The organism is Burkholderia sp. Bp9031 (genome assembly GCF_003857965.1).
GTDB classification, from domain to species: domain Bacteria; phylum Pseudomonadota; class Gammaproteobacteria; order Burkholderiales; family Burkholderiaceae; genus Burkholderia; species Burkholderia ambifaria_A.
The window spans coordinates 92870-106427 of the sequence record NZ_QTPW01000027.1; the positions used below are offsets into that span (position 1 = coordinate 92870).

Consider the following 13558-nt stretch of genomic DNA (forward strand, 5'->3'; position numbering starts at 1 on the left):
CTTACTCGGCTGTCGGGTGTTGCTGCGGCTCTTCCGCCGGCGCGCTCGGCGTGCCGAAGTCGAATGCCTCTTCCGCTGCGATCTGGTCGAAACGCTCGCGATCCGACGATTCCTTCGCCTTGCGTGCCTTGTGGAACGCGAGACCCGTACCGGCCGGGATCAGACGACCGACGATCACGTTTTCCTTCAGGCCGCGCAGATCGTCGCGCTTGCCCATGATCGCCGCTTCGGTCAGCACGCGGGTCGTTTCCTGGAACGATGCCGCCGAGATGAACGAGTCGGTCGACAGCGACGCCTTCGTGATACCGAGGAGCACGTTGTCGTACGAAGCCGGGCGCTTGTCCTCGGCGATCATGCGATCGTTCTCGTCCAGCATGTCGGAACGCTCGACCTGTTCGCCCGGGATGAAGCGCGTATCGCCGTTATCGGTGATCTGCACACGACGCAGCATCTGGCGAACGATCACCTCGATGTGCTTGTCGTTGATCTTCACGCCTTGCAGACGATACACGTCCTGCACTTCGTCGACGATGTAGCGCGACAGCGCCTCGATACCCTGCAGACGCAGGATGTCGTGCGGATCCGCCGGGCCGTCCACGATCATTTCGCCCTTGTTGACGACCTGAGCATCGTGGACCAGCACCTGCTTTTCCTTCGCGATCAGGAACTCGTGCTGATTGCCTTCGAGGTCCGTGATGACGAGACGCTGCTTGCCCTTCGTGTCCTTGCCGAACGACGTCGTACCGGTGACTTCCGCGAGAATGCCGGCATCCTTCGGCGAACGCGCTTCGAACAGTTCCGCCACCCGCGGCAGACCGCCGGTAATGTCACGCGTCTTCTGCGCTTCGGTCGGGATACGTGCGAGCACTTCACCCACCTGCACCTGCTGGCCGTCCTTCACGGTGATCAGTGCGCCGACCTGGAAGCCGATCTGCACTGCGTGCTCCGTGCCCGGGATCTTCACTTCGTCGCCGTTCGCGTCGAGCAGTTTCACCTGCGGACGCACGCTCTTCGAAGCTTGCGAACCACGACGCTTCACGTCGATCACGACCAGCGTCGACAGGCCGGTCACGTCGTCGATCTGCTTCGCGACGGTCACGCCTTCCTCGACGTTCTCGAACTTCACCGTACCACCGTACTCGGTGATGATCGGACGCGTCATCGGATCCCACGTCGCCAGCTGCGTGCCGGCCTTGATCGCCGCGCCGTCGAGCTGCAGCAGCGTCGCGCCGTACGGGATCTTGTGACGTTCGCGCTCGCGGCCGATATCGTCGGTGATCAGCGCCTCGCCCGAACGCGAAATGACGATCTGCTCGCCCTTCGCGTTGGTGACGTAACGCATCGTCGCCGTGAAACGCACGATACCGTTGCTCTTCGCTTCGACCGACGACGCCACTGCCGCACGCGATGCCGCACCACCGATGTGGAACGTACGCATCGTCAGCTGCGTGCCCGGTTCACCGATCGACTGCGCCGCGATCACGCCGACTGCTTCGCCGACGTTCACGAGCGAGCCGCGGCCCAGATCGCGACCGTAGCAGGCCGCGCACAGACCGTAACGCGTTTCGCAGGTCAGCGGCGTGCGCACGCGCACTTCGTCGATGCCGAGGCGTTCGATTTCCTCGACCGCTGTTTCGTCGAGCAGCGTGCCCGATTCGTACAGCGTTTCCTGCGTTTCCGGGTTCACGACGTCCGCGACCGCGACGCGGCCGAGGATACGGTCGCGCAGTGCTTCGACAACTTCACCGCCTTCGACCAGCGCCTTCATCGCCACGCCGTTCGACGTGCCGCAGTCGTCCTCGACCACCACCAGATCCTGCGTGACGTCGACGAGACGACGCGTCAGGTAACCCGAGTTCGCGGTCTTCAGTGCCGTATCAGCCAGACCCTTACGTGCACCGTGGGTCGAGATGAAGTACTGCAACACGTTCAGACCTTCGCGGAAGTTCGCGGTAATCGGCGTCTCGATAATCGAGCCGTCCGGTTTCGCCATCAGGCCTCGCATACCGGCCAGCTGACGAATCTGCACCGCCGAACCCCGGGCGCCCGAGTCGGCCATCATGTAGATCGAGTTGAACGACTCCTGGCGCGTCTCGTTGCCGTCGCGGTCCGTCACCGGCTCCGTCGACAGCTGCTCCATCATCGCCTTGCCGACCGCTTCCGACGTTGCCGACCAGATGTCGACCACGTTGTTGTAGCGTTCCTGCGCGGTGACGAGACCCGACATGTACTGGCGGTCGTACTCCTTCACCTTCTTCGCGGCGTCGCCGACGATCGTTTCCTTCTGCGGCGGCACGAGCATGTCGTCCACGCAGATCGAGATACCGGCACGCGTCGCGAGACGGAAACCCGACTGCATCAGCTGGTCGGCGAACACGACCGTCGCACGCAGACCGCACTTGCGGAATGCGGTGTTGATCAGGCGCGAGATTTCCTTCTTCTTCAGCGGCTTGTTCAGCACCGAGAACGGCAGGCCGTGCGGCAGGATCTCCGACAGAATCGCGCGACCGACGGTCGTCGCGTACAGCGAGATCTTCGGCACGAATTGCGGCGCGCCTTCCGACGTGTCCTCGTTGTGGACCATTTCGGTGATCCGCACGTTGACGCGCGATGCCAGCTCGACTTCCTTGTTCTCGTACGCGCGGATCACTTCCGACACGCCGGTGAACGACAGGCCTTCGCCCTTGCCGTTGATCGCTTCGCGGGTCGCGTAGTACAGACCCAGCACGATATCCTGCGACGGCACGATCGACGGATCGCCGTTGGCCGGGAACAGCACGTTGTTCGACGCCAGCATCAGCGTACGCGCTTCCATCTGCGCTTCGAGCGACAGCGGCACGTGAACGGCCATCTGGTCACCGTCGAAGTCGGCGTTGAACGCCGCGCAGACGAGCGGGTGCAGCTGAATTGCCTTGCCTTCGATCAGGACCGGCTCGAACGCCTGGATACCGAGACGGTGCAGCGTCGGCGCACGGTTCAGCATCACCGGGTGCTCGCGGATCACCTCTTCGAGGATGTCCCACACCACCGGCGTCTGGTTCTCGACTTCCTTCTTCGCAGCCTTGATGGTCGTCGCGACGCCCATCACTTCCAGCTTGTTGAAGATGAACGGCTTGAACAGCTCGAGCGCCATCAGCTTCGGCAGACCGCACTGGTGCAGCTTCAGCGTCGGGCCGACCACGATGACCGAACGGCCCGAGTAGTCGACGCGCTTGCCCAGCAGGTTCTGACGGAAACGACCGCCCTTGCCCTTGATCATGTCGGCGAGCGACTTCAGCGGACGCTTGTTCGCGCCCGTCATCGCCTTGCCGCGACGACCGTTGTCGAGCAGCGAGTCGACGGCTTCCTGCAGCATCCGCTTTTCGTTGCGGACGATGATTTCAGGCGCCTTCAGCTCGAGCAGACGCTTCAACCGGTTGTTACGGTTGATCACGCGGCGGTACAGGTCGTTCAGGTCCGAGGTCGCGAAACGGCCGCCGTCCAGCGGCACGAGCGGACGCAGTTCCGGCGGCAGCACCGGCAGCACTTCGAGGATCATCCACTCGGGCTTGATGCCCGAGCGCTGGAATGCCTCGAGGACCTTCAGGCGCTTCGCGTACTTCTTGATCTTCGCTTCCGAGCCGGTGTTCTTCAGCTCGGTGCGCAGCGTCTCGACCTGCTCGTCGATGTTGATCGCGCGCAGCAGTTCACGCACGCCTTCCGCGCCCATCTCGGCACGGAATTCGTCGCCGTATTCCTCGACCTTGTTGTAGTAATCCTCTTCGGTCATGATCTGCCGCGCCTTCAGCGGCGTCATGCCCGGTTCGATCACCACGTACGCTTCGAAGTACAGCACGCGTTCGATGTCGCGCAGCGTCATGTCAAGCACCATGCCCAGACGCGACGGCAGCGACTTCAGGAACCAGATGTGCGCGACCGGCGAGGCCAGTTCGATGTGGCCCATGCGTTCGCGACGCACCTTCGCCAGCGTCACTTCGACGCCGCACTTCTCGCAGATCACGCCACGGTGCTTCAGGCGCTTGTACTTGCCGCACAGGCACTCGTAGTCCTTGATCGGCCCGAAGATCTTCGCGCAGAAGAGACCATCGCGTTCCGGCTTGAACGTACGGTAGTTGATGGTCTCCGGCTTCTTCACTTCACCGAACGACCACGAACGGATCTTGTCCGGGGAGGCCAGACCGATCTTGATCGCGTCGAAAACTTCTTCCTGTTGGACTTGCTTGAATAGATCGAGCAGAGCTTTCATTGCTTTCTCTCCGTAGTCCGATTAATTGCGGTCGAGATCGATGTCGATACCGAGCGAGCGGATTTCCTTCACGAGCACGTTGAAGGATTCCGGCATGCCTGCATCGATCACGTGATCGCCCTTGACGAGGTTTTCATAAACCTTGGTCCGGCCGTTCACGTCGTCCGACTTCACCGTCAGCATTTCCTGCAGCACGTAGGACGCGCCATACGCTTCGAGTGCCCACACTTCCATTTCACCGAAACGCTGGCCACCGAACTGCGCCTTACCACCCAGCGGCTGCTGCGTGACGAGCGAGTACGGACCGGTCGAACGGGCGTGCATCTTGTCGTCGACCAAGTGGTGCAGCTTCAGGTAGTGCATGTAGCCAAGCGTCACGCGACGTTCGAACATTTCACCCGTGCGGCCGTCGTACAGGCGGACCTGGTTCTTCGACGGATTCATGCCGAGCTGTTCTGCGATCTCGTCCGGGAACGCGAGGTCGAGCATCTTGCCCATTTCTTCCTCGGTCGCACCGTCGAACACCGGCGTCGCGAACGGCACGCCTTCGCGCAGGTTCTTCGCGAGTTCGAGGATCTCGTCGTCGGTAAAGCTTTCCAGGTCTTCCTGGCGGCCCGACTCGTTGTAGATCTTCGTCAGGAACACGCGCAGTTCCTCGATCTTCGCCTGACGCTGCAGCATTTCGCCGATACGCCAGCCGAGGCCCTTCGCGGCCCAGCCGAGGTGCACTTCCAGAACCTGCCCCACGTTCATCCGCGACGGAACGCCGAGCGGGTTCAGCACGACGTCTGCCGGACGGCCATCGGCCATGTACGGCATGTCTTCGATCGGCACGATCTTCGACACGACACCCTTGTTACCGTGACGGCCTGCCATCTTGTCGCCAGGCTGCAGACGACGCTTCACCGCGAGGTACACCTTGACCATCTTCAGCACGCCCGGCGGCAGTTCGTCGCCTTGCGTGAGCTTCTTGCGCTTCTCTTCGAACGCGAGGTCGAACTGGTGACGCTTCTCTTCGATCGAGTTCTTGATCGCTTCGAGCTGTGCCGCTGCTTCGTCTTCCGCCAGGCGGATGTCGAACCAGTGGTAGTGGTCGAGGTCTTCCAGGTAAGCCTGGTCGATCTTCGTACCCTTCGCGAGCTTCTTCGGACCGCCGTTCGCGACCTTGCCCACCAGCATGCGTGCGAGACGCTGGAACGCGTCGCCTTCCACGATGCGCAGCTGGTCGTTCAGGTCGAGACGGTAGCGCTTCAGTTCGTCGTCGATGATCTGTTGCGCACGCTTGTCGCGCTGGATGCCTTCACGCGTGAACACCTGGACGTCGATCACGGTACCGTTCATGCCCGACGGCACGCGCAGCGACGTGTCCTTCACGTCCGAAGCCTTCTCGCCGAAGATCGCGCGCAGCAGCTTCTCTTCCGGCGTCAGCTGGGTTTCGCCCTTCGGCGTGACCTTGCCGACCAGCACGTCGCCCGCTTCGACTTCCGCACCGATGTACACGATGCCCGATTCGTCGAGACGGCCGAGCTGGACTTCCGCCAGGTTCGAGATGTCGCGCGTGATTTCTTCCGGTCCGAGCTTCGTGTCGCGTGCAACGACGTTCAGCTCTTCGATGTGGATCGACGTGTAGCGATCGTCGGCCACGACCTTCTCCGAGATCAGGATCGAATCCTCGAAGTTGTAGCCGTTCCACGGCATGAACGCGATCAGCATGTTCTGGCCGAGCGCGAGCTCGCCCAGGTCCGTCGAGGCGCCGTCGGCCAGCACGTCGCCGCGCGAGACCTTGTCGCCCATCTTCACGATCGGACGCTGGTTGATGTTCGTGTTCTGGTTCGAACGCGTGTACTTGATCAGGTTGTAGATGTCGACACCGACTTCACCTGCGACCGCTTCGTCGTCGTTCACGCGAATCACGATACGGCCTGCGTCGACATAGTCGACGACGCCGCCGCGGAACGCCTGAACCGTCGTGCCCGAGTCGACCGCGCAGGTGCGCTCGATGCCCGTACCGACGACCGGCTTCTCCGGACGCAGACACGGCACGGCCTGACGCTGCATGTTCGAACCCATCAGTGCACGGTTCGCGTCATCGTGTTCAAGGAACGGAATCAGCGAAGCTGCAACCGACACGATCTGCGACGGCGCGACGTCCATGTACTGGATACGGTCCGGCGTGACCATCATCGTTTCGCCGGCTTCACGCGACGACACGAGTTCGTCGACCAACTGGCCGTTCTCGTCGATCGCGGCGTTCGCCTGCGCGATCATGTAGCGGCCTTCCTCGATCGCCGACAGGTAGTCGATCTGGTCGGTCACCTTGCTGTCCACGACCTTGCGGTACGGCGTCTCGAGGAAGCCATACTCGTTCAGGTGCGCATACAGTGCGAGCGAGTTGATCAGACCGATGTTCGGACCTTCCGGCGTTTCGATCGGGCACACGCGGCCATAGTGGGTCGGGTGTACGTCACGCACTTCGAAGCCTGCGCGTTCGCGCGTCAGACCGCCCGGGCCCAGTGCGGAAACACGGCGCTTGTGCGTGATTTCCGACAGCGGGTTGGTCTGGTCCATGAACTGCGACAGCTGCGACGAACCGAAGAACTCGCGGATCGCCGACGAAATCGGCTTCGAGTTGATCAGGTCGTGCGGCATCAGGTTTTCGCTTTCGGCCTGGCCGAGGCGTTCCTTGACCGCGCGCTCGACACGCACGAGACCCGCGCGGAACTGGTTTTCCGCCAGTTCGCCGACGCAACGCACGCGACGGTTGCCGAGGTGGTCGATGTCGTCCACTTCGCCCTTGCCGTTGCGCAGCTCGACGAGGATCTTGATCGTCGCGAGGATGTCGTCGTCCTGCAGCGTCATCGGGCCGGTGATCTCGTCACGGCTGACACGGCGGTTGAACTTCATACGGCCGACCTTCGACAGGTCGTACGCTTCTTCGCTGTAGAACAGACGGTTGAACAGGGCCTCGACCGCTTCTTCGGTCGGCGGCTCGCCCGGACGCATCATGCGGTAGATCGCGATGCGCGCGGCCGTCTTGTCGGTCGTTTCGTCGACACGCAGCGTCGACGAGATGTACGGACCCTGGTCCAGGTCGTTCGTGTAGAGCGTCTGGATGTCCTTGATGCCCGCTTCACGCAGCTTCTCGAGCACGCTTTCCGTGACTTCGTCGTTCGCGTTCGCGATCACTTCGCCGGTATCGCCGTCGACGACGTTCTTCGCCAGCACGCGGCCGAGCAGATAGTCTTCCGGCACCGAGATGAACTTGGTCTTCGCGGCTTCGAGGTCGCGAATGTGCTTCGCGTTGATCCGCTTGTCCTTCTGGACGATGACCTTGCCATCACGATCCGTGATGTCGAAGCGCGCGACTTCACCACGCAGGCGCTCGGGCACGAACTCGAGTTGCGCGCCTTCGTCCATCAGCGTGAAGTTGTCGAACACGAAGAAGTTCGCGAGGATCTGTTCCGGCGTGAGGCCGATGGCCTTCAGCAGGATCGTGACCGGCATCTTGCGGCGACGGTCGACGCGGAAGTACAGGATGTCCTTCGGATCGAATTCGAAGTCGAGCCACGAGCCGCGGTACGGAATGATCCGTGCCGAGAACAGCAGCTTGCCCGAGCTGTGCGTCTTGCCCTTGTCGTGTTCGAAGAACACGCCCGGCGAACGGTGCAGCTGCGAGACGATGACACGCTCGGTGCCATTGATGACGAACGAGCCCGTCGGCGTCATGAGCGGCATTTCGCCCATGTACACTTCCTGCTCCTTCACTTCCTTGACGACCGGCTTGTTCGGCGATTCCTTGTCGAGGATGACGAGGCGGACCTTCGCGCGCAGTGCGGAGCAGTACGTCAGGCCCCGCTGCTGGCATTCCTTGATGTTGAATGCCGGCGAGGACAGCGCATAGCTCACGAACTCGAGGCGCGCGAAGCCGTTGTGCGAAACAATGGGAAATACCGATGTGAATGCGGCCTGCAAACCTTCAGGCTTGCGTTGCGTGACCGGCACATCGGCTTGCAGAAACGTGCTGAATGATTCAAGCTGGGTGGCCAGCAAGAACGGAACTTGGTGAACGATGGGGCGCTTCGCGAAACTCTTGCGAATGCGCTTCTTCTCGGTGAAGGAATATTGCATACGATCTCCGAATCACGGCGGGTGCTGTCGAGGCGGAATACCTGGACGTTTCAAACCCGAGTGTTCACCGACTGAGACCCGATGGCCGTCCAACGGCTTGAACGAGCCGAGAAGCTTGGTGGTTGGCCGCTACCAACCGCTGGCTGACGGCAGCGGATGCCTGTGTTGCCCGCTACCCGACCAAACTTGCCTTCTGCAGTCGCTTCAGAAGACAAAGAGAAACGCCAATCGTGACCATCGACAACGATTTGGCGGTTTTCTTTGGCTTCTGGGGCCGATTATTCGGGCTCCCAAAAGAGTGCCAGAATAACGTCCCCACAAAGCACAAAAAGGCCGGCGGTGAAAATACCGCCAGCCTTCGCACAGCGCGTCGAAACTTACTTGATTTCGGCCTTCGCGCCTGCGTCTTCCAGCTTCTTCTTGGCTTCGTCAGCAGCAGCCTTGGGCACCGCTTCCTTGACGGGCTTCGGTGCGCCGTCAACCAGGTCCTTCGCTTCCTTCAGGCCCAGGCCCGTCAGTTCACGAACTGCCTTGATGACTGCAACCTTGTTGCCGCCTGCTTCGAGCAGCATGACCGTGAATTCGGTCTGCTCTTCAGCAGCAGCAGCAGCGCCGCCGCCTGCCGGGCCAGCGACTGCCACTGCAGCTGCCGACACGCCAAACTTCTCTTCGAACGCCTTGACCAGTTCGTTCAGTTCCAGAACGGTCATCCCTTCGACTGCTGCCAGGATGTCTTCTTTTGCGATTGCCATTTGAAATACTCCTAAATTGAATTCGGATACAGCCAGCGATCAGTAACGCTGATGCACGTTCGCTTACGCAGCTTCCGCTTGCTTCTTCTCGGCGAGCGCGGCCAGAGCACGCGCGAAGCCCGAAACAGGCGATTGCATAACGAACAGCAGCTTCGAGAGCAGTTCTTCGCGGCTCGGGATGCTTGCCAGCGCTTGCACGCCAGCCTTGTCCATCACCTTGCCATCGAACGAACCAGCCTTGATGACCAACTTGTCATTGCTCTTGCTGAAGTCGTTGACGACCTTAGCAGCGGCAATTGCATCTTCCGAGATGCCGTAGATCAGCGGACCAGTCATCTGCTCTGCCAGCGGAGCGAAAGGCGTACCTTCAACAGCGCGACGCGCCAGCGTGTTCTTCAACACGCGCAGGTAAACCTGTTGCTCACGCGCTTTCGCGCGCAGCTTGGTCAGATCGCCAACCGCAATTCCACGATACTCAGCCAGCACAACGGTCTGAGCCTTCGCGACTTGCGCGGAAACCTCAGCGACGACGGCTTGCTTGTCTTCTCTATTAAGCGGCACGGTTAGCCTCCAGAAACGATACGTTCAGCTTGCCGGTATGGCATGAACCTCACGTACCTCGTTCAACAACGGCGTCCGACCTCGTTAGGAGTATTTCCACCTCACGCCGTGAATCGCTTCACGACCTGCGGCTTCACCACTGCAAAACTTTTTCGGGTTCGCCATCTGCGTTGGCTTGAATTAAGGGATCGCCTGCCTGCTGCGTCCCACCAACGGTCTTTGATAACCGGTCGCCCGCCCTACTGCACGAACAACCGCCCAAAGCCCATGTAGGCCGCTTCGCGAACGAAGCGGCCCGAATACTTGCTTACTGTGCTGCCAGCGTAGCCTGGTCGACACGCACGCCGACGCCCATCGTGCTCGACAGTGCGATCTTGCGCAGGTAGACACCCTTGCTCGTTGCCGGCTTCGCCTTCTGCAGCGCTTCGATCAGCGCCGACAGGTTCGAACGCAGTGCGGTCGATTCGAACGATGCACGGCCGATGGTCGCGTGGATGATACCGGCCTTGTCGACACGGAATTGCACCTGACCAGCCTTCGCGTTCTTGACTGCGGTCGCGACGTCCGGCGTGACCGTGCCGACCTTCGGGTTCGGCATCAGGCCGCGCGGGCCGAGGATCTGACCGAGCGTACCGACGATACGCATCGTGTCCGGCGAAGCGATCACGATGTCGAAGTCCATCTGGCCAGCCTTGATCTGCTCAGCCAGGTCTTCCATACCGACGATTTCCGCGCCTGCTGCACGAGCCTGCTCAGCCTTCTCGCCTTGCGCGAACACAGCAACGCGAACCGACTTGCCCGTACCTGCCGGCAGAACGACCGAACCACGAACAACCTGGTCCGACTTCTTTGCATCGATGCCGAGCTGAACTGCGACGTCGATCGACTCGTTGAACTTCGCGCTCGCGCATTCCTTCACGAGTGCCAGTGCGTCTTCGATCGCGTACAGCTTCTGACGGTCGACCTTGGCGGCAAATGCCTGACGGCGCTTGGAGATCTTAGCCATTTACACGCCCTCCACAGTGATGCCCATCGAGCGTGCGCTACCAGCGATGGTGCGAACGGCTGCGTCCAGATCAGCTGCCGTAAGGTCCGGCATCTTGGTCTTCGCGATTTCTTCGGCTTGGGCGCGCGTGATCGAACCGACCTTGTCGGTGTGCGGCTTGCTCGAGCCCTTGTCCACCTTCGCCGCCTTCTTGATCAGGACGGTCGCCGGCGGCGTCTTCATCACGAACGTGAAGCTCTTGTCAGCGTATGCCGTGATGACCACCGGCACCGGCAGACCCGGCTCCATGCCTTGAGTCTGCGCGTTGAACGCCTTGCAGAACTCCATGATGTTCAGGCCGCGCTGGCCCAGTGCCGGACCGACCGGCGGCGACGGGTTGGCTTTACCTGCAGGAATCTGCAGCTTGATAAAGCCGACAATCTTCTTTGCCATTTGTAAACCTCGTTGGAACGCCAGACGGCGTTCGGTGAGTGATAACGCGCGTTCGCCGCTGGCTACTGACGCTCCTCAACGGCCATAACGCGGACCGTAAGCGCGAACGTGGGCAGCCGAGGCTGCCCACCGAATCGGGATCAAACTTTTTCGACCTGACCGAACTCGAGTTCGACCGGGGTGGAACGGCCAAAGATGGTGACCGACACACGCACGCGCGATTTTTCGTAGTTGACTTCTTCGACCGTGCCGTTGAAATCCGTGAAAGGACCTTCCTTGACACGCACCATCTCGCCAACTTCGAACAGGGTTTTCGGGCGCGGTTTCTCAACGCCTTCCTGCATCTGCGACATGATCTTTTCGACTTCCTTCGGAGAAATCGGGGTCGGGCGGTTACGCGCACCGCCGACGAAACCGGTGACCTTTGCCGTGTTCTTCACGAGGTGCCACGTTTCGTCCGTCATTTCCATTTCCACCAGCACGTAGCCGGGGAAGAAACGACGCTCGGTCACAGCCTTGTGACCGCCTTTGACTTCGACCACTTCTTCGGTCGGAACCAGGATCTGACCGAATTTGTCCTGCATGCCAGCACGTTCGATGCGCTCCTGAAGCGCACGCTGCACGCTCTTCTCCATACCGGAGTAGGCGTGCACGACGTACCAACGCTTTCCGCTCGGGGATGCCGGAGTATCGCTCATATCATTTCCAACCCAGAATCGCCGAGAAAATCACCCATTCGATCGATTTGTCACTCAACCAGAGGAAAATCGCCATCACGAGCACGAAACCGAACACGACGAGTGTGGTTTGCGTTGCTTCCTTGCGGGTGGGCCAAACGACCTTGCGGACTTCCTTGTACGAATCCTTGGCAAATGCGATGAGGCTCTTGCCAGGTGCGGACATCAGCCCGACGGCCACGCCGGCGATGATACCTACCGCCAGCGCGGCACCGCGGACATACCACTGCTGGTTGGCCAGCCAGAAGAAGCCCACGAATCCGGCCAAGACCAGCAATACGCTCAGGGCCAGCATCAGCTTATCGCCGGAGGTATTTACAGTTTCGACGGATGGATTCGCCATAACACCTTAAAACAAATGCCACGTGTGGCACGTGGCGATTTTTGGCAGGGGCAGAGGGAATCGAACCCCCAACCTTCGGTTTTGGAGACCGACGCTCTGCCAGTTGAGCTATACCCCTAAACCATGTTGGGACTGGCTGATGCCAGCCCCAAAACTGTCGATCAACGAATAACTGGCTTACTCGATGATCTTGGCGACGACGCCGGCGCCGACGGTACGGCCGCCTTCGCGGATTGCGAAGCGCAGACCTTCTTCCATCGCGATCGGAGCGATCAGCTTCACCGTGATCGACACGTTGTCGCCCGGCATCACCATTTCCTTGTCCTTCGGCAGCTCGATCGAGCCCGTCACGTCCGTCGTACGGAAGTAGAACTGCGGACGGTAGTTGTTGAAGAACGGCGTGTGACGGCCGCCTTCGTCCTTGCTCAGCACGTACACTTCAGCCGTGAAGTGCGTATGCGGCGTGATCGAACCCGGCTTCGCCAGAACCTGGCCACGCTCCACGTCTTCACGCTTCGTGCCGCGCAGCAGGATACCAACGTTGTCGCCTGCCTGACCTTGGTCCAGCAGCTTGCGGAACATTTCAACGCCCGTGCAGGTCGTCTTCACCGTCGGCTTGATACCGACGATTTCGATTTCCTCGCCGACCTTCACGATGCCGCGCTCGACACGACCCGTCACAACCGTACCACGGCCCGAGATCGAGAACACGTCTTCCACCGGCATCAGGAACGCGCCGTCAACCGCACGCTCCGGCGTCGGGATGTACGTGTCCAGTGCGTCTGCCAGGCTCATGATCGCCACTTCGCCCAGCTCGCCCGTGTCGCCTTCCAGCGCCAGCTTGGCCGAACCCTTCACGATCGGCGTGTCGTCGCCCGGGAAATCGTACTTCGACAGGAGTTCGCGAACTTCCATCTCGACCAGCTCGAGCAGTTCAGCGTCGTCCACCATGTCGCACTTGTTCAGGAACACGATGATGTACGGAACGCCAACCTGACGCGCCAGCAGGATGTGCTCACGCGTTTGCGGCATCGGGCCGTCTGCTGCCGAGCAAACCAGGATCGCGCCGTCCATCTGCGCTGCGCCCGTGATCATGTTCTTCACATAGTCAGCGTGGCCCGGGCAGTCGACGTGTGCGTAGTGGCGGTTAGCCGTTTCGTACTCGACGTGTGCCGTGTTGATCGTGATGCCGCGCGCCTTTTCTTCCGGTGCCGCGTCGATCTGGTCGTAGGCCTTCGCTTCGCCGCCGAACTTCTTCGTCAGCACCGTCGTGATAGCTGCCGTCAGCGTCGTCTTGCCGTGGTCAACGTGACCAATCGTTCCAACGTTGACGTGCGGCTTGGTCCGCTCAAA

Annotated in this window: 9 protein-coding genes and 1 tRNA gene; all 10 read right to left on the bottom strand. The window is 60.9% G+C overall.

Going from position 1 to position 13558, the window contains the following annotated elements; translation table 11 throughout:
- Position 1: 1 nt before the first annotated feature.
- A complete protein-coding gene (gene rpoC, locus DIE15_RS27925) occupies positions 2–4246 on the bottom strand; it encodes a DNA-directed RNA polymerase subunit beta' (protein WP_057924811.1) in 4245 nt (1414 codons plus the stop codon).
- A gap of 21 nt (positions 4247–4267) precedes the next feature.
- On the bottom strand, positions 4268–8374 hold the full coding sequence (rpoB, locus tag DIE15_RS27930) for a DNA-directed RNA polymerase subunit beta (RefSeq protein WP_057924812.1): 4107 nt from the start codon (positions 8372–8374) through the stop codon (positions 4268–4270).
- Positions 8375–8751: 377 nt separating this feature from the next.
- On the bottom strand, positions 8752–9126 hold the full coding sequence (gene rplL, locus DIE15_RS27935) for a 50S ribosomal protein L7/L12 (protein ID WP_011350669.1): 375 nt from the start codon (positions 9124–9126) through the stop codon (positions 8752–8754).
- 63 nt (positions 9127–9189) lie between these two features.
- Entirely contained in the window at positions 9190–9687 is a 498-nt protein-coding gene (gene rplJ / locus DIE15_RS27940; RefSeq protein ID WP_021161756.1) for a 50S ribosomal protein L10, read from the bottom strand.
- Positions 9688–9994: 307 nt separating this feature from the next.
- Positions 9995–10693, bottom strand: coding sequence for a 50S ribosomal protein L1 (gene rplA / locus DIE15_RS27945; protein ID WP_017333534.1), 699 nt, complete (start codon positions 10691–10693; stop codon positions 9995–9997).
- Entirely contained in the window at positions 10694–11125 is a 432-nt protein-coding gene (gene rplK, locus DIE15_RS27950; protein WP_006400671.1) for a 50S ribosomal protein L11, read from the bottom strand.
- Between the two features lie 140 nt (positions 11126–11265).
- Positions 11266–11823: a transcription termination/antitermination protein NusG gene (nusG, locus tag DIE15_RS27955; RefSeq protein WP_006400672.1), complete on the bottom strand. Its 558-nt coding sequence runs from the start codon at positions 11821–11823 to the stop codon at positions 11266–11268.
- Position 11824: 1 nt separating this feature from the next.
- Positions 11825–12205 (bottom strand): preprotein translocase subunit SecE, encoded by a 381-nt coding sequence (gene secE, locus DIE15_RS27960; protein WP_124834844.1) that lies wholly within the window; start codon positions 12203–12205, stop codon positions 11825–11827.
- A gap of 42 nt (positions 12206–12247) precedes the next feature.
- Positions 12248–12323, bottom strand: a tRNA-Trp gene (locus tag DIE15_RS27965).
- A gap of 59 nt (positions 12324–12382) precedes the next feature.
- A partial coding sequence (gene tuf, locus DIE15_RS27970) for an elongation factor Tu (protein WP_260428359.1) occupies positions 12383–13558 on the bottom strand: 1176 nt, incomplete at its 5' end.

Coding starts and splice junctions, on each gene's coding strand:
- rpoC (WP_057924811.1), bottom strand. CDS start 4,246: ATGAAAGCTCTGCTCGATCTATTCAAGCAAGTCCAACAGGAAGAAGTT.
- rplL (WP_011350669.1), bottom strand. CDS start 9,126: ATGGCAATCGCAAAAGAAGACATCCTGGCAGCAGTCGAAGGGATGACC.
- secE (WP_124834844.1), bottom strand. CDS start 12,205: ATGGCGAATCCATCCGTCGAAACTGTAAATACCTCCGGCGATAAGCTG.
- rpoB (WP_057924812.1), bottom strand. CDS start 8,374: ATGCAATATTCCTTCACCGAGAAGAAGCGCATTCGCAAGAGTTTCGCG.
- nusG (WP_006400672.1), bottom strand. CDS start 11,823: ATGAGCGATACTCCGGCATCCCCGAGCGGAAAGCGTTGGTACGTCGTG.
- rplK (WP_006400671.1), bottom strand. CDS start 11,125: ATGGCAAAGAAGATTGTCGGCTTTATCAAGCTGCAGATTCCTGCAGGT.
- rplA (WP_017333534.1), bottom strand. CDS start 10,693: ATGGCTAAGATCTCCAAGCGCCGTCAGGCATTTGCCGCCAAGGTCGAC.